We start from the raw sequence: 21,056 nt of genomic DNA on the forward strand, positions 1-21,056 counted from the left end.
CCGGCGGCCCGGGGTGATTCCTTCATCAGCGGCGGGTTACCGCTTTGTCTGAAACAGGCGGATCAATTCCGCCATCTTGTCCTTCATCGCCAGCTTTTCTTTCTGCAACTGCTTCTTCGCGAGTTCTTCCTGCGGCGTCAGCACATGCCGTTTCTGCAATTCCGTCAATTCGCCGTCCAGCCGATGGTGGGTTTCTTCGATGGTCCGGAATTCATGGCTCGACCGGCGAAGTTGCTCGGCGATTCCCTGCTCCGTCTGCATGCCACACCTCCTGGTCAGATTAGTGAGCGGAAATGGATCCTCCTTCGATGGCTGACGCACGGCCGTGCCCTGCACCGGTCCTGGAAACAATCGGTTCCAGCTCCATGAGCACGGCATCTTCAATGGGATTGGTGTAATACTGGCGGCGCGTCGAAACCTCCACAAACCCGAACCGCCGATACAGCGCCAGCGCGGCCTGATTCGACGCACGAACTTCCAGCACCGCGCGGGTGGCGGCCTGGGCAAGGCCGGTTCGCAACGCCTCTTCGACAAGCCTGGCGGCAATCCCCCGGCGGCGCATGCTGTCGACCACGGCCAGATTCATCAATCGTACTTCTTCAAACACGATCCAATAGCAGAGATAGCCAAGAATGCCCCCGGCGTCACGGGCAACCAGAAAATGGGCGAACTGATTCCCCGTCAATTCGGCAGTCAACATTTTGCGCGTCCAGGGGGCCGAGAAGCAAGCTTCTTCCAGCCGCACCAAATCCGGCAGGTCGTCAAGCGTGGCGGGAACGATCTGGATGGGGCTAGCCATGCGACTTCCTGGCCGGCGGACGCTGGCGACCCGCGCGGGCTGTGGTTTTGATGGCCACACGGGCCTGCCGGCGGGCGACCGGCGAGAGCCCGCCCGATTGTTCAAATTTCACTTCCGCCTCGGCCCGCTGGACATAGACCGGCGCCACCTCCTCGCCGGCTATTTCCCCGCGGCGCAATCGTTCGATCCCCGCCAACCCGACACTGACCGCCGAGGGTTTGGAGAGGCCGGACGGCACCGTGATAACGGATGCCGCCGGACGCAGCGCGGCACGAATCTCCGCCTCCATCGACGTCCAGCCCTCTCCGAAAAGGACGGTGGCGCCGGTGAGACTCTGGGCGCAGGCCTGAGGTGCGCCCACCTGCTCAGGGAGAATCCGGTCGAGCGTCGTGCCGTTGCGCCACTGAAATACCGCCCAATACAGCTCCCCCTTGCGGCTCGTGAGGACGGGGCACAATGGAGACTCGTGGCCTTGTAGATTCCACGCCATGGCCTCAAGCGTCGGAACGAGGGCCAGCGGCAAATCGGTGGCCGCCCGCAAGCCGAGCAGCGTCGCCGCGCCGACCCGCAGGCCGGTAAAGGACCCGGGGCCGATGGAGCAGGCCAGCCCATCCAGCTGCGCCAGCGTCATCCCCGCCTCGGCCAATACTCGCTCGATCGCCGGCAACAGCAACGCCCCATGAGAACCGGCCGCCTCTTGATCCTGCCGCGCCACCACAGCCGCGCCATCAAGGAGCGCCACGCTCTGCCAGGAGGTGGCTGTATCAACCGCCAACACGTTCATGAAACTGATCCAGTGGAAACAGGGCTGGAGGATACCTGACCGAGATCTCCGCTCTTGAGTTCCTGATTGGGCAGGATTTCATGAAACAGCACCTGCACGCTCCCCTGACCCCGGCCATCTTCCAGAGACACTTTGAACGGACGAAGCAAGCGTGTATCGGCCTTGCCATTGACCGGCAGCACCGCCTCGCCGATGGGCCGGAAGTCCTCGTACCGAATCGACGCATCGACCTCGCCATTTCCATTCAGCCGGTCTTCCTGCACAACCAACAACGTCCGCCGGTCGAACCACATGCGCCGAAGTAGCTGCGGCCCGGCCTGCACAGCATCCTGCCGTACGCCGTACACATCCAGCCGGTACCGGTCGCCGTCTTCGGCCAGTTTTATAGACTCGTCTTTTCCAATCGCGCTCGTACCCAGCACGCCAGCCATCGCCCAGACGCTGAGCTGAAACGGCCGAGCCATCTTGCCCATCTCGTTCATCTCCGACTGGCGGCCGGTCAAGACCCGTCCCATCGTCGGCAGCCGCAGCATGTACAGATCCTCCGCCTGCACGAATTCAAACAGCTCTCCTCCGACCGGAGTAAAGCCGCGCAACCGCATGCTGTTGGGCCGCCGATAATAGACGGCCCCCTCGACCCTGGTCGTAATCGGAATGAGGCCGCCTCGCACCTTGGCACTGAAGAGCCCCTTCATCGTCTGAATCGCGGACTCGCGCTGGCGCAAGAGCGTGGTCAATTCTTCGGCCGTCGCCTGCTTGAGCGCCGGTTCTTCACGAACAGGCGCCGTCGCACAGCCGGCCACGAGCAGACAGAATACTGTGAAACGTGACACGTGAAGCGTGAACCGTACGCCCTTTTTAAGCCAGGACCACATCGAGCGCCTCTCCCACTTCCGTAATTCCGATCAACTCTATGCCGTCCACCGGCTCGATCTTGGCGATGTTCCGCTCCGGCAACAGGCACCGTTTGAATCCCATCTTCGCCGCTTCGCGGATGCGCAGCTCCGCCTGGCTCACCGCGCGCACTTCTCCTCCCAATCCCACTTCGCCCAGGACGAGCAAACCGGGCTCAATCGGCACTTCGCGCAAACTCGATGTGACCGCAGCGACGATCCCCAGATCGATGGCCGGCTCATCGATATGCATCCCGCCGACCACGTTGACATAGACATCCTGCCCGGAGAGATGCATGCCCAGCCGCTTCTCCATGACCGCCAGCAACAGCGAGACCCGGTTCAATTCCACGCCATTCGCCATCCGCTTGGGCATCGCGTAGCTGGTCGAAGACACCAGCGCCTGTAATTCCACGAGAATCGGCCGGCTCCCTTCGAGGCTCGACACCACCACCGAGCCGGTGCTCCGTTGCGGCCGCTCGGCCAAGAACAATTCGGAGGGATTGCTGACCTCTTCCAGTCCGCCATCCTTCATCTCGAACACACCGATTTCGTTCGTGGAGCCAAACCGGTTTTTCACCGCCCGCAGAATGCGATAGCTGTGTCCCTTGTCACCTTCAAAATACAAGACGGTATCCACGATATGTTCCAGCAAGCGCGGGCCCGCAATCGCGCCTTCCTTCGTGACGTGGCCGATGATGAACACCGGGACGCCCGCCCGCTTGGCAAACCACATCAACTGTCCGGCCACTTCCTGCACCTGGCTGATGCTGCCGGGCGCCGACGTAATCTGTTCGGTATACACGGTCTGGATCGAATCGACGACAATCGCCGCCGGCTGGATCTCTTGAATCGCTTTTAGCATTTGTTCGAGGGAGGTCTCGGCCAGGATCAAGAGATTCGGATGTTCGATGCCCAACCGCTGCCCGCGCATCTTGATCTGGCGAGGGGATTCTTCCCCGGACACATAGAGCACCGGCGCCTCCTTCGAGGCCAGGCGAGGCAAGGCCTGCAAGAGCAGCGTGGTCTTGCCGATGCCGGGATCTCCGCCGATCAGAATCACGGCGCCGGGAATCACCCCTCCGCCCAGCACCCGGTCGAACTCCCCGATGCCGGTCAGCCGCCGGTCTTCTCCGACCACTTCAATCTCCGCAATGGGAGTCGCCTTCGCCTGCGCGGTTTTCATGGCCGCCGGACGCCCCTTGCCGGTCGGCGCCTGCCGCTCTTCCTTCATCGTGTTCCAGCCGCCGCAATCCGGGCACCGGCCGATCCAGCGAGGCGATTGATGGCCGCAGGCCTGGCAGGAAAAACTGGTTTTGGCTTTCATCGGAAGAGCCTCACAACAGAGAAGGAACAGGCTTCATACTAATCGAAAGAAGAGGGCAAAGAAACAGCGACCACGGGATCGGCTACAGCTTCTTCCGGATCTCTTTCCACTCTTTGGCGATTTTCGCTTTGCGCGGGGCTTCGCCTTTGGCCGGCTCAGGCACCATGACCGCCTCAAGCCGCCGCTGCAAGAAGGCCTCGGCAAATGCTTTGGTGCGGCCGATCCCAGTCTTGACCGTTCTCCACCCGGCTTCATGCCACGCATCGATTTGCGCCCCCAATGCCTGCTCGCCGGGAGGAAGCAATGCGACATAGCCGGGCGGAAACGTGTGCGCCTTCAGCCATGCCCTGACCATGGCCTGTTTGTGAAACCCATCCTCCCCAGTCGCCGAAGGAACCACATAGATCACGCGATAGTAGAACTGCGTCAGCTTGGCGAGTTCATCCGCCGCATCGGGCATCGGCGTCCGGTCAAATTCCAGCTGGAGGCCGAGGCCGGGCAATGGATTATTCACCTGCGAGTCATCCACCAGCGCCGGCCACTCGATCACGACGATCGGATTGCGCCGTTCCCAGACCACCAGGTTGGCCTGGCCTTCTGCCGGGCCGACTCGCGGACTGTCGCCGACTCGAACCTGCACCGGTAAAACGCCCTGCGCCTTCGGAGTATAGGAGAGAAAGGCCCGTCCATCTCCTCCGGTCATCGCCGTGCCAACCACCTGGCCGTTGACGACCAGCTCAAGCGGTTCCCCCCCCAGCCCTGCGTTCGCCACAAGCCCTTTTGACACCAGCTTGGCTTCGATGGTCACGGGCTGATTGGGCGAGGTCAGACCGTCCTTCACCCACAGAATCGCGGCGGCCTTGTCGGCCGCCAGGCTATTGTGCGTAGAGAATGAGAGCGCAAGGCACGAGAGAAGGCAGGCCCCGCGGAAGAAAAACATCATGGGCCGCATCACCATAGACATCACGGTGGAGAGAAACAGAACGAATCAGGCTTTCAATGCCTCGAGGACTTCCTCGACATGCCCCGTCACCTTGACCTTGCGGAAGATCGCCTTGAGCAGGCCTTGTTGATCGATGACAAACGTGCTGCGCTCGATGCCCCAATACTTCTTGCCGTACATGCTCTTCTCTTTATAGACCCCATAGGCATTGGCGGCTGTCTTCTCTGTGTCACTGAGCAGCGTAAACGGCAAACTGAACTTCTTGATGAACTTCTGATGGGAGGCCTGCCCGTCGAAACTCACGCCCACGACCACGGCCCCGGCTTTCTTGATCGGCGCCATCGAATCGCGAAAATCGCAGGACTCCTGCGTGCACCCCGGCGTATCGTCCTTCGGATAGAAATACACCACCACCTGCTTCCCCTTGAAATCCTTCAAGGACACCCTATTGCCGTCCTGATCCGGCAGCCCCAATTCCGGCGCCTTCTCTCCGATGGCCAATTCCTTGCTCATGCTCCGCTCCTCTGCTCCGCTTCGCGCTCCCAATCTCGACGATCCGCCCCCACACCCCGCTGGCTATCGCCCACCCATGCCACTCCGCCGATTGGGATTCTGCGGCGCGGCGACTTTCTTTTCTTCCGTCTCAGGATTGCCGTAGGGCGACAGCGCCGGTGAATCCCAAATAATTTTATCCCCCGGCGCAAAATTGGCCGCCTCGATAAACTGCTTCCGCGCCGCCTCCGTCTCGCCCAGCGCATTGAGGGCCAAGGCATAATTGTAATGGGCCGGACCCGACTGGGGCGCCGCCGTTACTGTCTGGGAGAAATACCCCTTCGCCGCGTCAAAATCCCGTGCCCGGTAAGCTTGCGTCCCCTGCTCATTCAGGCTCAAGGCCAGCGGGGAGGCTCCGGCCTCCAAGGCCAGCGGCACCAACGGCTTGGCCTTGTTTTTGGAACAGGCCGCCGCGCTGACCAGCAACAGCACAACGCCCAGCAGCGCCAGAGCAGTTGTCACCCGCCGATGCATCATGCCATCACCCTCTGCTATGCCTGCGAAGCTCTTCCTCAAAGGTCTTCCGATACAGCACCTCCCACTCGGAGCTGCCTTCGACAATCCCCCGCGAATAGGAGGAGAGCTTGGCTCTGACCTTCCGGTCGATGTCTTCTTCCTGCGCCAGCTCCGCCGCCAGGACCTTCTTAATATCCTTCAGCACCGGCCCGTCCTCGCCCGTCATCTTGACCAGCGGGCTCTTCTTCACCGCCTGCAGGATGATGTGGGAGAGATGGCTGACTTTATCTTCACTCAACATATCAAATCCGTGAAACGTGAGACGTAAAAGGTGAAAGGAGCTTCAAGAACACGCTCAATCATGCCGCGTTTCACGTTTTACCTTTCACATTTCACGCATTACAGGATGATCCCCCGCTCGCGCACCAGCTTCGTCTTCACCATCGTGAACATCTTCTGGTAATCGACCTGGCCCTGTTCGATTTGCTTTTCGTAGGCCTTGAGCATCTGCCGCACTTCCGCATTCAGCTTGTCTTCGATCGACAGCTCACCGGTGATCGCCTGATCAATCGCCTCGACAAAGGCCTTGCGATCTCCCGTGATCTCCAGATGCCCATCCTGTTGCAAGCGGGTGGCGAGCGATTCGGCCATGTGCCGGACACGTTCTTTCGACAGCCGCATCGGGTTACACGCGCTCCACGCGAATGGTCGGCGCTTCCATGACCCGGCGCAATTGCGACGCATCGCCGACGATCTTGCCGATCACATTGACGCGATCGGCGGGCACAGGATCAGGCCCCATGCTCATGGGCGTCCGGCCGAAGAAAATAGCCAGCACTTGTCCGGCTCCCCAAAAAGCCACATCGCCGACCTTGACCTGATTCGTCGCCGTCTCGCGATAATCCTTCACGCCGGGCAGCTTGAAATAGAACTCCTCCCCCCACGTATTGATCGGCGCGTCGATCGGCAGCGCGGCGTAGACCTCGCCGGCCGTTTTCGACGGCTTGAGCTCCGCTTCGAGTTGAATCCCCCCGACCGTGATGCGAATCCGCTTGGCTGGTTCTGTCATGACGTGCGCTGATCCCCATGGAAAGTAAGGCAATCGCGGTGGAAACCGCCGGTGACTGCGGACTCTAACCGGTCTCCTCTTCTGAAATCAAGGCAACGGGGTGGCAGCGGGATTCGGCATCCTGCTAGAATCGAGACCAGATGTTGACCTCTACCTTTGTGCTCCTCTCAGGTGTCGGCCCGGCGACCGAACGCCGCTTTTGGCAAGAGGGCCTCCTTACCTGGGAGCACTTCCTCAAGCAACCACGGATCTCCGGCCTCTCACCCCATCGGAAACAATGGTACGACGGAGAACTCGCTCTGGCACAGGCCCAATTTGACGCCGGCCACCTGCCCTATTTTGCCTCCCGCCTTCCCAGCCGGGAACACTGGCGGTTTTTCCCGGTCAATCCGTCACGGACACTCTATCTCGACATTGAAACCACCGGCACGGCGCCGCATGAGGGCGAGGTCACGCTCGTCGGCCTGCATCGCAACGGCGAAACGCTCAGCCTGATCCGGGGCGAAAACCTCACCTCCGACCGGCTCCAAGCCGAGCTGGATCAATGCGATCTGCTCGTGACATTCTTCGGCTCGACATTCGACGTCCCCTACCTGCGGGCGAAATTCCCCCGCCTCACGTTCTCCATGCCCCATTTCGATCTCTGTTTCGCCGCCCGCCGCGTCGGCCGCCGGGGCGGGTTAAAACAGATCGAACACGACATCGGGATCGAGCGGGCCTCGGCACTGCAGGGACTCGACGGCTGGGACGCCGTGCGCTTGTGGACCGACTGGTGTGCCGGAGATGCCGCGGCCCTTGAGTTGCTCCGGGACTACAATGCCGCCGACACGGCCAATCTCGCCCCGCTGGCCCGCCTGCTGTATGACGAGCTGCTCACACGATTTGGCCCGCCCTCCGCCGGCGGACTCGGGCCAGCCACCGCCCGCGAGCAGGGGGCCCCGCTATGACCGCCTGGACCGGCATAGGGCGGACCGATATCGGCCTCGTGCGTGCGATGAATCAGGACTGCTTCCTGGCCCTCGATCAGCTCGGCTTCTGGGCCGTCGCCGATGGCATGGGCGGACATGCCGGAGGCGACGTGGCGGCACACACCGCGATGGCGGTGGCCAGCGCGCACATCGAACAGACGGTTGGCCACGGGCTCGATTCCCCTCACGACATCCTCCAGACGCTGATGACGGCGGCTCACCAGACCGTACGCGACCGCGCCAAGCGTGACCCGGCGCTCAGCCATATGGGGACCACGCTCGTCGCCCTGTTGCTGACGCCCCAACCGACGGCGGTCGCTCACATCGCCCATCTGGGAGACAGCCGGGCCTATCTCTACCGGGGCGGCACCCTGACTCCGCTCACCCGCGATCACACGATGATCGAGAAGTACTTGGCGCACGGCATCCTCACGCCGGAATCGGCCAAGACTCACCCGGACCGGCATGTTTTGACGAAAGCCGTCGGGATTTCGGCCACGGCCACACCGGATATCGCCTCACATCCGCTGCAACCGGACGACCTGATTCTCCTCTGCTCCGACGGGCTCACCAAAATGCTGGAAGACCAGGATATTGCGCTGATCATGAAACACTCCGGCAAGGATCCGGTTCGTGCCGGCGATACACTGATCGAGGCAGCCCTCGCGCGCGGCGGCCTCGACAATGTGACGGTCGTTGTCATTGCCCAATCTCAGAATACACACCGTTGACAACATTCAAGAGCGCGTGTAGCCTGCCAAAGGTGCTCACGGAGCAGGTGTGCCCGGTCATTCATCAAAAGAAGGACTTTCATGCCAGACAGGCCATGGCCCATCGTGATAGGGGCAAGTCTCTTGAGCTGTGGGCTCGCCGTCGTCACACCTTCACCCGCACCCGCGCAATCGCCGCCATCAGCCCGTCCGCCCATGACTGCTCCATCGATAATACCGGCGCCCAATCTGAGCGGAGAATGGGAAGTTCTGGAAGTCGAAGACGATAAACGCTACAAAACCACGCTCGATAAATCTGGCAATGGCCCCTACACCCAGCATGGCGGTCGCTTTACAACGACGTCCTTTGCGGATCGCCTCTGGCAAGGCACCTGGCAACAGCCCGGCAATGACCGTGAAGGCGGGTTTGAATTGTTGCTGTCCGAAGACGGAACCCAGGCCAAAGGCGTGTGGTGGTACACGCGCGTGGGTACCCACAAAAACATTCCTCCGCGTGAGCATGGCGGCTCGTACCAATGGAAACGCCTGACTCCCGTGCCGCAGGCTCAATGACCCCCAGACTCCATCCTTTCGACTCGACCGTCCCTGCGCATTCCCGCTACTCCCGCATCGACACTTCACCTTACCTTGACCTTGGAGGCACTATGTTCTGGATTCTCACCTGTTTGCTTTCGCTCGGATGGGGCTCAGCGGCGCTGGCCGATGGCGGTCACCAACATCATGCCGTCCCCACGCTCAAAAACCAAACAATGACAAGCGTCACCATCACCGACAACATGATCACGCTGACCTTCGGCCCGATCGACCTCCCAACCAGCCACGATGGCGAATTGGCGGCCTCCATGCCGAAACATCACTTTCAACTGCCGAAGGATATGTACATGGTCGGCTACAAATCCGCCGTGTTTACCAAGGCCGGCCAGGAATTGCCGAGAAATTATCTCCACCACATCCTGATGATGAACAACGACAAGCCCAGCGTCTCTTGCCCGGGCGAGCCACTCTTCTTCGCCGGCGCGGGACTGGAAATGACGGAGACCCATTTCCCCGACGGCTACGGGGTCAAACTCGCGAAGGGCGAACACCTGATGTCGATCGTGGCCTTTTACCACAAAGCGCCGCCGACCAAGGATGTGATGGCCACCTTCACCATGTATATGGCGCCGGCCGATAAGCCGGTGAAGGAATTGGATGTCTACCAAGTCGGCGTCAATGTCGTCTGCTACAGCAAATTCAACCAGCGCGGCGCCGACCAAACCGATGAAGGCATCGAAATCAAGCCGGGCGTTCAGGTGCACCGTGCGCCGCTCAAGTTCCTCATGGACGGCTGCGTCAAGTTTGCCTATCCTCACGGCCATGACGAACTCTTGATGATTTCGCTCGAAGACAACACGAACAAACGGACGTTATTGCGGACGGTGCCAGACGTGGATCTCGACGGCACCTTCCGTGAGTTCCAGGCGCACCAAGTCTACAAAAACGGCGGCGGGTTTACCGTCTTGCAGTCGAACGACTATGAAATGGTGATGGTGCACCATCACCCCTTGCACAAAGCGGAACTCCAGCACGGCATGGGCAACTATCTGCTCTACATGACGCCGGGGGCCTGCCAGGCCCCGAAGACCGCCATGGCTCCCCAGTAACGAATGATTCCCCGGCGGCCAGCGCCCGATCATGGGTGCTGGCCGCTGGATTCCAGACATTCGCATTCACACATCGTCCAAATTTGTCCGTTCAAGAACGTACAGCCGCCCCGTCCCCCCTACGAAAGAAGCGCTGATTCCCCTGTGTTGACGCTGTGATTCTGATGCGGCGATATGGTATTCAAGACGCGGAGCCGGCACGGAACCAGGGTGCGCCGCCGATCATGCGCATGCGAACACGCAGCGACGGCACCCGTGCATAATGGAGTCGGAGCACACAGCATGTCTCTGGGACTCGGCTGACTCGGCTTGCCCAGAAACACGGAATTGGTACATGCCGAAAAGCGAGCCCGTCACCATCCTGATCGTCAGTGAGCAGGCGGACGACATCAAACTCGTCACGATGAGCCTGCGCGGGTTTTTCCCCGATTGCCGTGTCGATTCGGTCTATTCCGCCGACGAAGCCCGGCAATGGGCCGGCCGCGCCGACTGGCACCTGATGCTGATCGACGAACGCCTGGGCCTGCACGGCCATCCCACGCTCGTCGCGGAATTGAAACACCGGCTCCCCTCCACAGCCTTCGTCCTCCAAACAGGAACAAGCGATTCAACCGCAGCCGTGAATGCCCTCCAATCCGGCGCCGACTTTCTGCTGCACACGCACTCTCCCGCCTTTCTCACGGAACTCGTGCTGTACACGAAAGATGCCGTCGAAAAACGCGCCCTGCGGACCGCCTTGGAACGGATACAAGAACGGCATAACCGGCTCATGGAGACGCTCACCGATGTCGTCTACGAATTGGATGCGGAAGGACGATTCGTCTACCTCAGCCCGTCGGTTACCGAGCTCTTAGGCCATCGACCGGAGGAGCTGACCGGCACACTCTGCACCACACTGATCCCGCCCGATCAACTCGACCGCGCCCAATATCGCATCAACGACCGCCGTTCCGGAGCGCGGGCAGCCCGCCGGGTGCTGCTCGAATTGCTGCCCAAGCCGCAGCCGGGCGTGCCACCGGGCGCGCGAGTCCTGACGGAAATCAGCGCCACCGGCCTCTACGACGCCCAGCGGCGCTTCGTCGGATCTCTGGGCCTCCTGCGCAATGTCTCCGGGCAGGCCACGCAAGCCAAAAAGATTCAGTCGCTTGAAGCCGCACTCCGTGAAACCGGGCAGCTGCTGGACATGGCCAATCATTTGACCGGCCTCTCCCATGACATCCAGACCCCGCTCACCGCGATTCTGACGCAATCGCAACAGCTCTTACAGACGATCCGCGACGCGCAACTCGATACCCGGATCGAAACCCTGGCGCTCCATGCCACTGAAGCCGCGCAACAGGGAGAAGCCATCGCCCAGACGGTGCAACAGGCCGCATGGCGCAGAGCCACCGTGAATACGGTCCTCGACGACGCACTTGCCACCTTCACGCCCCCCCTGCTCGACACCGGCCTCATCGAGCGGCAATACGCCCCGAACTTGCCCCCGTTTTCAGGCCCGCGCGAGACTTGTGTGCACGCCGTCCAACTCCTGCTCGCCCAGGCCCTGCGCCACATGGCATCCGCTGGGACCATCCATGGCCTGCACCTCAGCACCGCCGCCCTCGATCGCACCGGAGCCCGCATCGAACCGGCCCCTTTGCCATCCGTCGATCCGGCGACAACCTCCGTGGAAATTCTGATACAGGAAACATCTCGCCAAGCGGCCCTCAATATCGACAGCTTGGCTATTTCCCCCGATCTCGTGCGCGTCTACGACCTCCTCCGGCCCCTGGAAGCCCGTCTTGATTTTCTGGCCCCCGCGGAAGGCGCGCTGTCCATTCGTCTCCGGTTGCCGCTCGCCCTGCAGATCGCGCCGGAACCGGCGCCGATAGCCACCGCCGCTCCTGCGCCATCCACGCCGCCGACATCACCGGCTCCTTTGATTGTTCCACTGCCAGTCCCGCAGCCACAGCCGTTCACGCCCGCGATCCCTGCGCTCCCCGATCGCCGGACAGCCGTGCGAGCGGCCGTCCATCTTCCTGCGGAGGTCACCGTCGGCAATACGACCCGTGGGGGCACGGTCTCGACGCTCAGTGCAACAGGAGCCGCCGTGGAAATCGACGGCCTATTCCCGCATCTGGACCATCAACCAGCCTATCTGATCTTCAAGACCGACGTGGGCATCCTAGAGCTTCACGCCACGGTCCGCACTCGGGGAGCCGCCTCAAGCCAGATGCCCGTCCGGCTGGGCCACTCGTTGCTCGCCTTTCACTTTTCCCCTGCCAGCGAGACCGAACGTAAAATCTTGGTCTCCTTTGTCGAAGCAGCCCATGAACGCGCCCTCCCCTTTACCTTTGAAGCGTTGGTCGTGATTCCGGAAGATGTCGACGAACAATCTCCGCCCTCAGCTGGTCCCCCTTATTACGAGAGCAATCACCGTGAAGCGCTCCGCGTTCGTGTCGCACTGCCCGTGCACATTGAGGCTGAATTGGACGGAGCGTCCAAGGCCAGAGGGTTCGGATCCGCAGTGAACTTCAGCCGCGGAGGAGCCTGCCTGCAGATGAAACAGGCTCCAGGCCGGATCGGAGAGACGATCCTGCTGCATTTCCCGCAAACCGGAATCCTGGGACAACCACGCACGCATGAACCGGCCGCCCCCGAAGCCGTGCTTCCCGCCCGCATTGTCTGGATCACGGCAGCCACCACCCCGCCATCGGCGAACCGGCCGGGCCAGGCAGAGCCGGGATCGCGGGTCGGCGTCTGCTTCGTCCACCTGATGCCCTTTACAGAGCGTGAGATCAATCGCGTCGTGGCGCAGCATCTCCACTCACCGATGGATCTGGATGGCATTACGGAACCGTCTCCCGTCGTCAGCACCCCGCGGGAATGCCGCAACCTGCGCGGCCAGCTCATCGCCATCAGGGACGATCATGCCCGGCGGCAACTTTCTCCCACCACCCCGATCGTCATTCTCTCGCCGGGGTTCGGATGCACCCAGACAGACTATGTCGGTCTCGCCGAGTTTCTCGCCCTCAATCGCCTGCGCGTGCTGCGGTATGACCACAGCAATCACGTGGGACAGAGCGACGGCCATCTTCTCCAGCTCACGCTGCGCAGCATGCAAGCCGACCTTCAGGCCGTCCTTGAGTTTGCCCAAGCCACCTGGCCCACCGCGCCCATTGCCCTCCTGGCCGAAGATCTGGCCGCGCGGGTCGCGCTGAAAGCCTGCGCGCAAGTCCCAGGTGCGAAACTGCTGCTGCTCGTCGATCCGGTCCTCGATGTCCAGGCGGCCCTGTCGGCGGAACACCACCGCGACCTGGTCACGGACTACCAGCAAGGGCTCCGGAAAGGGACCGCCAACGTCTGGGGCCTCAACCTTCATGTCGATCAACTGCTCGGCGACCTCATCGCGGGACAGTACGACACGCTGTCCACGGCGATCGCCGATATCGCCGCGCTCAGCACCCCGGTCGTAATGCTGACCACACCCGAGACAGACCGGACACCGGCGCACCGGTTCCCCCCCCTCGCCCCCTCGCTCCGCGCATTCGGCACGCCACCCACCGTCGTGCCGCTTCCCGCGCCGCTCGCCATCCCCTCCCTGGCGTTAGATGACCGGCATCAGGCCGCCCACGCCACAATCCTTCAGCAAATTGCCCTGGCGCTCTTCCCGCGGGAGACGCGCGTGGAAATTCTTCCGCCAACGAAACGCCACATTGAACGCCAGCGCCGCCTGGAAGAAGAGCGCCTCCGCATTCACGCGCATGTGTCGCACGCGACGCGGGAGGCCCTTTGGATTGCCCACATGGCACAGGTGCCTCAGCTCAACCAGCTTCACCCCTATTCCTGGCTGTTGCAGGAACTCTATCAACAATGCCTTCCCCTGCCACCCGGCACAACGATTCTCGAAGTCGGATGCGGATCCAGCGACCTGGCCCGTATCACCTGGATCAATCATATGTACCGGCTGGCGCACAGGCCGGGCCATCCCCACACTCCTCTGCGCTATATCGGCATCGAGCGTTTCACCAGTGCCGTGTCGTCCGCCGAACGTTCCTTTGCCGCCTTCCGGCAGGATCTGCACCGCACGGCTTCTCCGCTTTCCGCAGCAGAGGCCGCCATGACCGCCGGCTGGATTCTTGCCGATTGGCAAAGCGGAATTCCCTTCACCGACCAGTCAGTCGACCGGCTCGTCTATAATCTGTCGCTCTCATTCGTCGCATCCCCGCAAGCATCCTTACAGCAAGCCATCGCCGCCTTGCGCCCGAACGGCCTGCTGATCCTCATGTGCTTCCAACCGCACTCCGACCTCACCAGGCTCTATCGTGAACACATCGTCACCGCCGGTCAGCCGGAAACCGATCCTTCCGATCTCATCCTGCTCCACTATCTTGGACGCCTGCACGAAGCCCTGCGCCACGGACTCCTCCACACCTTCGAGCGCGAACAATTGGCCGCGCTCCTCCGCCATGCCGGAGCCCAGCCGGTGCATATCGCACCGATCCTCAACGGCCAATTGCTGCTGGCCACTGCCCGCAAAGGGAAATCATCTGGCTGACCCCCTCTTCCGCGTGTATACTCACCCCATAGAACCACCTATGTTTGCTCACTGCGTTCCCAATGGATCGGCCGCAATCTCTGCGGCCGGAGAAGCGCAACCGCATCGAGATTCACATGACAGACGGCTCGCCCCAGTCTTCCCACATACCTCAACCGCCCCTCACCGCCCTGCAACGGCTGGCCCGTTTTGCACAGGACTTGGGCGCGCACACTGACCGCACCCTCATCGCCCGGCGCATTTTGACAGAACTCTGCGAGGTCACCGCCCGTCCACACGGCAGCCTCTATTTGTTGAACCATGAGCGGCAGCGATATAGCCGCCTGGCGGCATTCGGCGCAGAAGGCCCTTCGGCCAGCGTCGCGAGTTTGCCATCGACCCATCCTCTCGTGACCGGCTTGTCGCACCGGGCGACGGTCTTGGCGCTGACTGATCCATCCTCCCTGATCCCGGCCGATGAAGATACAGCCGCCACAGCCTGGGACGCGCCCCAGATGACGGTCGCCATCCCCCTGTTGAACAAAGGGCGGCTGCTGGCGTTGGCACTCCTCGACCCATCCCTGCCTTCCCGGCCGCTTTCTCCCGGGGCAAGGGACCTGCTCACCGCCCTGGCGCAAATAGCCGCCAACGCCCTCGACTCCATACTGGTCCATGACGACCTCCGCCAATCGCACACCCTGATGCGGCGGACCGACCGGCTCCGATCCCTTGAAATTATTGCCGGTGGCTTTGCCCACGAAATCAGGAACCCGCTGACTTCGATCAAAACCTTTATCCAACTGGCCCCGGAGCGCAGGGAAGATTCAGAATTCATTAGAGATTTCAGCCGTATCGTCCTGGAAGACGTGTATCGGATCGAACGCCTGATTCAAGAAATTCTGGATTACGCCCGATACATGGAACCGACGTTGACGGACGAAGACCTGAACGAGGTCATCTCGTCCTGTCTGTATTTCGTCGAAGTGAAAGCCGCCAGCAAGCGGATCAAGATTGAAAAAGAGTTGGCACCTGACCTGCCTCATGTCATGCTGGATCGTCAACAGGTGCAACAGGTGCTGCTGAACCTCTTGCTGAACGCGATCGATGCCATGGGCACCCAGGACGGCCAGCTGACGGTTCGCACGCACCGGCTGACAAAACCGGGGAATCAGATGTGGGCACAGATTGAAATTCGAGATACCGGCGTGGGGATTTCACCGGACCATCTGGCTCACATCTTTGACCCGTTCTTCACCACGAAACACACGAGTGGAGAACATGCCGGCACGGGCCTGGGGCTGACGATCGTGCATCAGATCGTGCAGGAACATGACGGCCACATTCAGGTGGAAAGCACCGAGGGCGTCGGCACCACGTTTTTCGTGAATTTGCCCGCGATCCCGGCAGAGTAGGAGCCCTGTGGAACATTCAACGATAAAAAAACGCGTCCTCTTGATCGACGACGAAGCACGCGTCCGCACCTCCCTGAAGATGGTGCTGGAGCCCAATTATGAAATCTTTCAGGCGGCGGACGCACAGGAGGGAATCGACGCCTTTCGCAAGGAAGGCCCCGATCTCGTGTTGCTCGATGTGATCCTTCCCGGCACTGATGGACTGGCCGTCCTGCAAACGCTGCGGACCGAGAACCGCATGACCCCGGTGATCATGCTGACCGGGACCAAATCGGTCAAAACCGCCGTCGATGCCATGAAACTGGGAGCCGCCGACTATCTCTCGAAGCCCTTCGATGTGGAGGAACTCCGCATCGTCCTAGACCGCGCCATCAATTCCCAGGAACTCGAACGCGAAGTCAAACACCTGCGGGCCCAGGTGGTGCAACGCTATGCGTTTCACAACCTGATCGGGAAAAGCCCGGGGATGCAGGAAATCTACGCCAAAATCGAGCAAGTCGCCGACAGCCGCACCACAGTCCTCATCACCGGAGAAAGCGGCACCGGAAAAGAGCTGGTCGCCAAGGCCCTCCATTACAATAGCGGGCGGCGAGACCGCCCGTTCATTGCGCTGAATTGCGCCGCGCTCCCGGAAACATTGATTGAGAGCGAGTTGTTCGGCCATGAAAAGGGATCCTTTACCGATGCGACGGCCAGGCGGGTCGGACAATTCGAGCTCGCGAATACCGGAACGCTGTTCCTTGACGAAATCGGCGATCTCAGCGCCATGACGCAGGCAAAACTCCTCAGAGTGCTGCAGGAACGGGAATTCACCAGAATCGGCGGGGTGCAGCCGATCAAGGTTGACGTCAGAATCGTAGCCGCGACAAACAGAAACCTCGAAGACATGGTCCGCAAAGGCCAATTCCGTGAAGACCTGTATTACCGCATCAATGTCATCTCGCTCTATCTCCCGCCATTGCGCGAGCGGGGAGAAGATATTCCGTTGCTGGCCAAACACTTCCTCGCCAAGCGGATGGAGGAAGAAAAGCGCCAGCCCATCGAGTTCGGCAAGGACGCCCTGGAATTATTGACCCGCTACCCCTGGCCGGGCAATGTGCGAGAAATGGAAAATATCGTGGAGCAGGCCTTCATCTGGTCGCAGAACTCGCCCCAGATTACGCCTGAGCACCTGCCGACGATCCTCAAGAGCGATTCACGGTCCTCCTCGTTGCGCGACGACACCCTGGCAGGACGCATGTCCCTCGAAAAAGCGGTCATGGAATTTGAACGGGAAATTATTCTCGACGCGCTCAAACGCACAAATTACGTGCAAACCCATGCCGCCAACCTGCTGGGTATCAGCCGGCGCATGTTGAAATACCGCATGGACACGCTTGGAATTGGCCGGGCGGATCAGGCGGAGCCTCAAGAATCAGGGGCAGCCGTGCAGGAATAACACACTGATTCTTTCAATTGAGCGATTTTCGAGACACATTTTTGACACCATTGCCTGAACAGTGACACATACGACGACCAAGACAACTACATATGGACACATTACGTAGCCTCACTACTTCCCGTTGTCACCAAGACAATACGTACGTAGAAAGGAACGGGATTTGCTTATAAATTCAATGATCTGGGGAAGATAGCCTCTGATGAGTTTATCGGCATCCTACAATTCAACCCACACGAAGCCCACCGTCCTCGTTGTCGACGACGAAGCCGGCCCTCGCGATGCGCTCAAAGTCATTCTCCGCCCCTTCTTCAATATCCGCCTAGCCGAGAATGCTCACACGGCGCTCACGATTCTCAAAGAAGAACCAATCGATCTGATCACCCTCGACCAAAAACTGCCTGATCGCCACGGCATCGATCTCCTCCAGGAAATCAAACAGACGCACGCCGAAATCGAAATCATCATCATCACCGGCTATGGAAGCTTGAAGTCGGCGATGGACGGCCTGCGATACGGGGCTGCGGGATACCTGCTGAAACCGTTTAACGTCACCGAACTGATTTCTCTCATCAGCCAGACGATCGAAAAGAAACAGCGCCTGGACCTCATCCGAACTATCCTTCATGACCCCTCATCACCCTTGTGGGGATCCGAGCAGGATTGCGCCAGAGCTTGGGGATTTCTCAAGACTGCGTACTTCGCGATCGGGAATAAAGAGCAGGAATCGGCGCACGGAGGCACGGCTCCCCAGGATTTGCTTCCCCTCTTGTCCGATCTCCTGGAAGCCAAGGACCGCCAACTGCTGAACCACTCAAGCCGCGTCAGCTTCTACGCCACCCTGCTGGCGAATCGCTTGAACCTGACAGGGGCCGAACAACGATCTCTCGCGCTGGGCGCGTTTCTCCACGACATCGGCGAAATAGGCCCCGCACCGGCCCCTGCGGCCAACAATGGCGGCCTGCCCGCTATCGAGAATCCCTACTCCAAAGACCATGCGGAAATCGGCGCGCGGATGATTCTTCCCTTGGGTTTTCCCGCAGAGGTGGGCCAAATCATTTCCTACCATCATGAGCATTGGGACGGAACAGGATACCCGCATGGGCTTCAAGGGGAAGGCATTCCACGCTTGGCCAGAATCGTCAGCATCGCCCAGATGTTCGACCACTTGACGGCGGAAGGCCCCGCGCGCAGTCCGCTTTCAGTCGATCAGGCCATCCGGCAGATCACACTCCACGCCAACACCCACTTCGACCCGCAACTGGCCGAACTCTTCGCCCGCGTGGTCAGCGAATGCAAGACTGCCCTCCCTGCCATGGCTACCACCCCCAGCAACACCCATTAGCAGAAAACAGGAAACTCAGCCCTTTTCGGCCCCCTGCCCGCCCTCCGTTCGCCATGGCGTCAGGCTTCGTCACGCGCGCCGGCGATCAGTTCAGCCGCCGTCTCGCGAACTTTCTTCGTAATCGTGGCGCCCCCCAACATGCGGGCGATTTCATGCTCCCGGTCACTTCCCTCTAGCGCCCTCACCGTCGTCACCGTCCGCCCTGCGCGCGGCGCCTTCTCGACGCAGAGATGGTGATGGGCCGCCGACGCCACCTGCGGCAAATGCGTGATACAAAACACCTGGTGATACCGGCCCAATCCCCGCAATCGTTTCCCGATGGCCGCGGCCACAGCCCCGCCCACCCCCGTGTCGATTTCATCAAAGATCAAGACGGGCACATGATCGCGCTCAGCCAATACGGTCTTGAGGGCCAGCATCACGCGCGACAGCTCTCCCCCCGAGGCCACTTTCGATAACGCCTTGGGCGGCTCCCCGGCATTCGCAGACAACAGAAACTCCACCTGATCGATGCCATCGGGCCCGAGGCTCCCTTGGCCGTCCTCCGAATGCACCTGAACCTCGAAGACCGTCTGCCCCATCCGCAATTCTCCCAGCTCATGACGGACGACCTTGGTCATTCGCTTGGCTACGTCGGTCCGCTTCTGCGACAACTGTTCCGCCAGCATGCGCAGTTCGGCGTTCTGCTGCTCGATTCGCCGGCCAAGCTGCTCCAATCGCGCGTCCGAACCTTCCAGCCCCTCCAGCTCGCGCTTGATCCGCTGGTGCAGCTCCAACGCCGCCTCGATCGTTCCGCCATATTTCTTTTTGAGCTTTTGAATGAGGCTGAGGCGATCTTCGATGGCCGCCAGGCGCGCAGGATCCGCATCGAGCCGCTCGGCGTAATCGCGCACCTGCCCGGCCACCTCTTTCAGAATCACTCGGGCTTCAATGGCCAATCGGCTGGCATCGCCCATCTCCGCATCGATCTCCGTCAATTCGCCCAGCGCCCGCTCCATCAGCCCCAGATTCACCAGGACCCCCTGGCCATCGGCATGCAGCCGATCGAGCACCTCGGCCGTGAGCGCGCCGATGCGCTGTGACGCGCCCAACCGGCGGCGTTCCTGCTGAAGCGCCTCATCTTCCCCCGCCTGCAACGCCGCCTCTTCCAGCTCCGCATGTTGAAACCGGAGAAACTCCTCGCGGCCGGCGCGCTCCTGCATCAGGGCCGACACGCCATCCCGTTCCTCACAGAGCGATTTCCACGCATCGTAGGCCTGGCGATACCGGCCTCGAAGCTCCTGGAGACCGCCAAACGCATCGACAACCTCCAGCTGCGTCGAGGGAGAGAGCAGCGACTGCTGATCGTGCTGCCCATGGATGTCGACCAGCGTCCCTCCGAGCTCTTCCAGCGCATGCAAGGAACACATCGACCCGTTCAGATAGACCCGGTTCCGTCCCGATCGGGAAATGACTCGCCGGACAATGAGCTGGGAATCGGCGGCTCCGAGAACGCCCTGGCCGCGGAGGCGGCTCAGAAGGGGATGGCGGTCGTGAATCTGAAACGCCGCTTCAAGAGAGGCTTCGTCTTGTCCGTGGCGAATGTGTTCGGCGGAGGCACGGCCGCCGACAAGCAGTGCGATCGCATCGATCAGCAACGACTTGCCCGCGCCGGTCTCGCCGGTCAGGATCGTGAACCCAGCCTCGAACTGGAGGCTGAGTTCTTCGAGAATGGCAAAGTTGAGAATGCGCAGCTCAGTGAGCATGGCTGCGGAATTGGAGACCCTAGGCAGTCCCGGCGTGCTGGGCCAGCAGGGAATCGATCATTTCCTTAAACTGCCGCTTCGGCCTGGCCCCGACCAACTTTTCAACCAGCTGCCCGTTCTTGAAAAAGAGAATCGTGGGAATGCTCATGACCTGGTACCGGCCGGCCACTTCAGGATTTTCGTCCGTATTCAGCTTCCGGACCTTCACCTTCCCGGCATATTCTTTGGCGAGCTCATCGATGATCGGGGCCACCATTTGGCACGGGCCGCACCAGACGGCCCAGAAATCGACCATGACCAACTCGGACGCCTTCATCACTTCTGTATCCCAAGAAGAATCTTCCACCTTCAACGCATCACCAGCCACGTCAGGAACCTCCTTCAGAAAAACCACAAAACCGACTCGCCCATGAGAGAAGTATCGTACCCCACCCT

Annotated in this window: 21 protein-coding genes; 8 read left to right on the top strand and 13 right to left on the bottom strand. The window is 60.9% G+C overall.

What is annotated here, in order from left to right; translation table 11 throughout:
• Window positions 1-36 precede the first annotated feature (36 nt).
• From RI101_08415 to RI101_08465, 11 genes are all read right to left on the bottom strand, one after another.
• Complete coding sequence (locus RI101_08415; GenBank protein MEC4890071.1) at window positions 37-261, bottom strand: YdcH family protein; 225 nt, start codon at window positions 259-261, stop codon at window positions 37-39.
• Between the two features lie 19 nt (window positions 262-280).
• Window positions 281-799 carry a ribosomal protein S18-alanine N-acetyltransferase gene (gene rimI, locus RI101_08420; protein ID MEC4890072.1) on the bottom strand — a complete coding sequence of 173 codons (519 nt, stop codon included), beginning with the start codon at window positions 797-799 and terminating at the stop codon, window positions 281-283.
• On the bottom strand, window positions 792-1,583 hold the full coding sequence (tsaB, locus tag RI101_08425; GenBank protein ID MEC4890073.1) for a tRNA (adenosine(37)-N6)-threonylcarbamoyltransferase complex dimerization subunit type 1 TsaB: 792 nt from the start codon (window positions 1,581-1,583) through the stop codon (window positions 792-794). Before tsaB ends, rimI begins: the two co-directional genes overlap by 8 nt.
• Window positions 1,580-2,458 carry a hypothetical protein gene (locus RI101_08430; GenBank protein ID MEC4890074.1) on the bottom strand — a complete coding sequence of 293 codons (879 nt, stop codon included), beginning with the start codon at window positions 2,456-2,458 and terminating at the stop codon, window positions 1,580-1,582. Before RI101_08430 ends, tsaB begins: the two co-directional genes overlap by 4 nt.
• Window positions 2,442-3,803 carry a DNA repair protein RadA gene (radA, locus tag RI101_08435; GenBank protein MEC4890075.1) on the bottom strand — a complete coding sequence of 454 codons (1,362 nt, stop codon included), beginning with the start codon at window positions 3,801-3,803 and terminating at the stop codon, window positions 2,442-2,444. Before radA ends, RI101_08430 begins: the two co-directional genes overlap by 17 nt.
• Window positions 3,804-3,885: 82 nt before the next feature.
• Window positions 3,886-4,746, bottom strand: coding sequence for a hypothetical protein (locus RI101_08440; GenBank protein MEC4890076.1), 861 nt, complete (start codon window positions 4,744-4,746; stop codon window positions 3,886-3,888).
• Window positions 4,747-4,791: 45 nt separating this feature from the next.
• Entirely contained in the window at window positions 4,792-5,259 is a 468-nt protein-coding gene (bcp, locus tag RI101_08445; protein MEC4890077.1) for a thioredoxin-dependent thiol peroxidase, read from the bottom strand.
• A gap of 63 nt (window positions 5,260-5,322) precedes the next feature.
• Complete coding sequence (locus tag RI101_08450; protein MEC4890078.1) at window positions 5,323-5,775, bottom strand: tetratricopeptide repeat protein; 453 nt, start codon at window positions 5,773-5,775, stop codon at window positions 5,323-5,325.
• Window positions 5,776-5,779: 4 nt separating this feature from the next.
• Window positions 5,780-6,055 carry a DUF507 family protein gene (locus RI101_08455; GenBank protein MEC4890079.1) on the bottom strand — a complete coding sequence of 92 codons (276 nt, stop codon included), beginning with the start codon at window positions 6,053-6,055 and terminating at the stop codon, window positions 5,780-5,782.
• A gap of 98 nt (window positions 6,056-6,153) precedes the next feature.
• Entirely contained in the window at window positions 6,154-6,435 is a 282-nt protein-coding gene (locus RI101_08460) for a DUF507 family protein (protein ID MEC4890080.1), read from the bottom strand.
• A gap of 4 nt (window positions 6,436-6,439) precedes the next feature.
• A complete protein-coding gene (locus tag RI101_08465; GenBank protein ID MEC4890081.1) occupies window positions 6,440-6,823 on the bottom strand; it encodes a cyclophilin-like fold protein in 384 nt (127 codons plus the stop codon).
• A 140-nt stretch (window positions 6,824-6,963) separates the two neighbouring features.
• Between RI101_08465 and RI101_08470 the strand changes: the two genes are divergently transcribed.
• The 8 genes from RI101_08470 (at window position 6,964) to RI101_08505 (ending at window position 18,876) form a co-directional block, all read left to right on the top strand.
• Window positions 6,964-7,770, top strand: a complete 807-nt coding sequence (locus RI101_08470; GenBank protein MEC4890082.1) for a ribonuclease H-like domain-containing protein — start codon at window positions 6,964-6,966, stop codon at window positions 7,768-7,770.
• Window positions 7,767-8,522, top strand: coding sequence for a protein phosphatase 2C domain-containing protein (locus tag RI101_08475; GenBank protein MEC4890083.1), 756 nt, complete (start codon window positions 7,767-7,769; stop codon window positions 8,520-8,522). Before RI101_08470 ends, RI101_08475 begins: the two co-directional genes overlap by 4 nt.
• Before the next feature lie 195 nt (window positions 8,523-8,717).
• Window positions 8,718-9,074, top strand: a complete 357-nt coding sequence (locus tag RI101_08480) for a hypothetical protein (GenBank protein MEC4890084.1) — start codon at window positions 8,718-8,720, stop codon at window positions 9,072-9,074.
• Window positions 9,075-9,166: 92 nt separating this feature from the next.
• Window positions 9,167-10,165 (top strand): hypothetical protein, encoded by a 999-nt coding sequence (locus tag RI101_08485; GenBank protein ID MEC4890085.1) that lies wholly within the window; start codon window positions 9,167-9,169, stop codon window positions 10,163-10,165.
• Between the two features lie 334 nt (window positions 10,166-10,499).
• Window positions 10,500-14,702 carry a PilZ domain-containing protein gene (locus RI101_08490; GenBank protein MEC4890086.1) on the top strand — a complete coding sequence of 1,401 codons (4,203 nt, stop codon included), beginning with the start codon at window positions 10,500-10,502 and terminating at the stop codon, window positions 14,700-14,702.
• Window positions 14,703-14,818: 116 nt separating this feature from the next.
• The gene (locus RI101_08495) at window positions 14,819-16,093 is read left to right on the top strand and encodes an ATP-binding protein (protein ID MEC4890087.1); all 1,275 of its coding nucleotides are present in this window, start codon (window positions 14,819-14,821) and stop codon (window positions 16,091-16,093) included.
• Window positions 16,094-16,100: 7 nt separating this feature from the next.
• Window positions 16,101-17,531 carry a sigma-54 dependent transcriptional regulator gene (locus RI101_08500; protein ID MEC4890088.1) on the top strand — a complete coding sequence of 477 codons (1,431 nt, stop codon included), beginning with the start codon at window positions 16,101-16,103 and terminating at the stop codon, window positions 17,529-17,531.
• A 202-nt stretch (window positions 17,532-17,733) separates the two neighbouring features.
• Window positions 17,734-18,876 carry a response regulator gene (locus RI101_08505; protein MEC4890089.1) on the top strand — a complete coding sequence of 381 codons (1,143 nt, stop codon included), beginning with the start codon at window positions 17,734-17,736 and terminating at the stop codon, window positions 18,874-18,876.
• Between the two features lie 59 nt (window positions 18,877-18,935).
• Here RI101_08505 and recN read toward each other — a convergent pair whose 3' ends face one another.
• On the bottom strand, window positions 18,936-20,621 hold the full coding sequence (gene recN, locus RI101_08510; GenBank protein ID MEC4890090.1) for a DNA repair protein RecN: 1,686 nt from the start codon (window positions 20,619-20,621) through the stop codon (window positions 18,936-18,938).
• A gap of 19 nt (window positions 20,622-20,640) precedes the next feature.
• Window positions 20,641-20,988 (bottom strand): thioredoxin, encoded by a 348-nt coding sequence (gene trxA / locus RI101_08515; GenBank protein ID MEC4890091.1) that lies wholly within the window; start codon window positions 20,986-20,988, stop codon window positions 20,641-20,643.
• Between the last annotated feature and the right edge of the window lie 68 nt (window positions 20,989-21,056).

Origin of the sequence: Nitrospira sp., assembly GCA_035968315.1 — a bacterium.
Taxonomy (GTDB): domain Bacteria; phylum Nitrospirota; class Nitrospiria; order Nitrospirales; family Nitrospiraceae; genus Nitrospira_D.

Excerpts from the sequence above, each read along its gene's own strand:
- RI101_08415 (MEC4890071.1), bottom strand. The coding sequence starts at position 261 with ATGCAGACGGAGCAGGGAATCGCCGAGCAACTTCGCCGGTCGAGCCAT.
- rimI (MEC4890072.1), bottom strand. The coding sequence starts at position 799 with ATGGCTAGCCCCATCCAGATCGTTCCCGCCACGCTTGACGACCTGCCG.
- tsaB (MEC4890073.1), bottom strand. The coding sequence starts at position 1,583 with ATGAACGTGTTGGCGGTTGATACAGCCACCTCCTGGCAGAGCGTGGCG.
- RI101_08430 (MEC4890074.1), bottom strand. The coding sequence starts at position 2,458 with ATGTGGTCCTGGCTTAAAAAGGGCGTACGGTTCACGCTTCACGTGTCA.
- radA (MEC4890075.1), bottom strand. The coding sequence starts at position 3,803 with ATGAAAGCCAAAACCAGTTTTTCCTGCCAGGCCTGCGGCCATCAATCG.
- RI101_08440 (MEC4890076.1), bottom strand. The coding sequence starts at position 4,746 with ATGATGTTTTTCTTCCGCGGGGCCTGCCTTCTCTCGTGCCTTGCGCTC.
- bcp (MEC4890077.1), bottom strand. The coding sequence starts at position 5,259 with ATGAGCAAGGAATTGGCCATCGGAGAGAAGGCGCCGGAATTGGGGCTG.
- RI101_08450 (MEC4890078.1), bottom strand. The coding sequence starts at position 5,775 with ATGATGCATCGGCGGGTGACAACTGCTCTGGCGCTGCTGGGCGTTGTG.
- RI101_08455 (MEC4890079.1), bottom strand. The coding sequence starts at position 6,055 with ATGTTGAGTGAAGATAAAGTCAGCCATCTCTCCCACATCATCCTGCAG.
- RI101_08460 (MEC4890080.1), bottom strand. The coding sequence starts at position 6,435 with ATGCGGCTGTCGAAAGAACGTGTCCGGCACATGGCCGAATCGCTCGCC.
- RI101_08465 (MEC4890081.1), bottom strand. The coding sequence starts at position 6,823 with ATGACAGAACCAGCCAAGCGGATTCGCATCACGGTCGGGGGGATTCAA.
- RI101_08470 (MEC4890082.1), top strand. The coding sequence starts at position 6,964 with ATGTTGACCTCTACCTTTGTGCTCCTCTCAGGTGTCGGCCCGGCGACC.
- RI101_08475 (MEC4890083.1), top strand. The coding sequence starts at position 7,767 with ATGACCGCCTGGACCGGCATAGGGCGGACCGATATCGGCCTCGTGCGT.
- RI101_08480 (MEC4890084.1), top strand. The coding sequence starts at position 8,718 with ATGACTGCTCCATCGATAATACCGGCGCCCAATCTGAGCGGAGAATGG.
- RI101_08485 (MEC4890085.1), top strand. The coding sequence starts at position 9,167 with ATGTTCTGGATTCTCACCTGTTTGCTTTCGCTCGGATGGGGCTCAGCG.
- RI101_08490 (MEC4890086.1), top strand. The coding sequence starts at position 10,500 with ATGCCGAAAAGCGAGCCCGTCACCATCCTGATCGTCAGTGAGCAGGCG.
- RI101_08495 (MEC4890087.1), top strand. The coding sequence starts at position 14,819 with ATGACAGACGGCTCGCCCCAGTCTTCCCACATACCTCAACCGCCCCTC.
- RI101_08505 (MEC4890089.1), top strand. The coding sequence starts at position 17,734 with ATGAGTTTATCGGCATCCTACAATTCAACCCACACGAAGCCCACCGTC.
- recN (MEC4890090.1), bottom strand. The coding sequence starts at position 20,621 with ATGCTCACTGAGCTGCGCATTCTCAACTTTGCCATTCTCGAAGAACTC.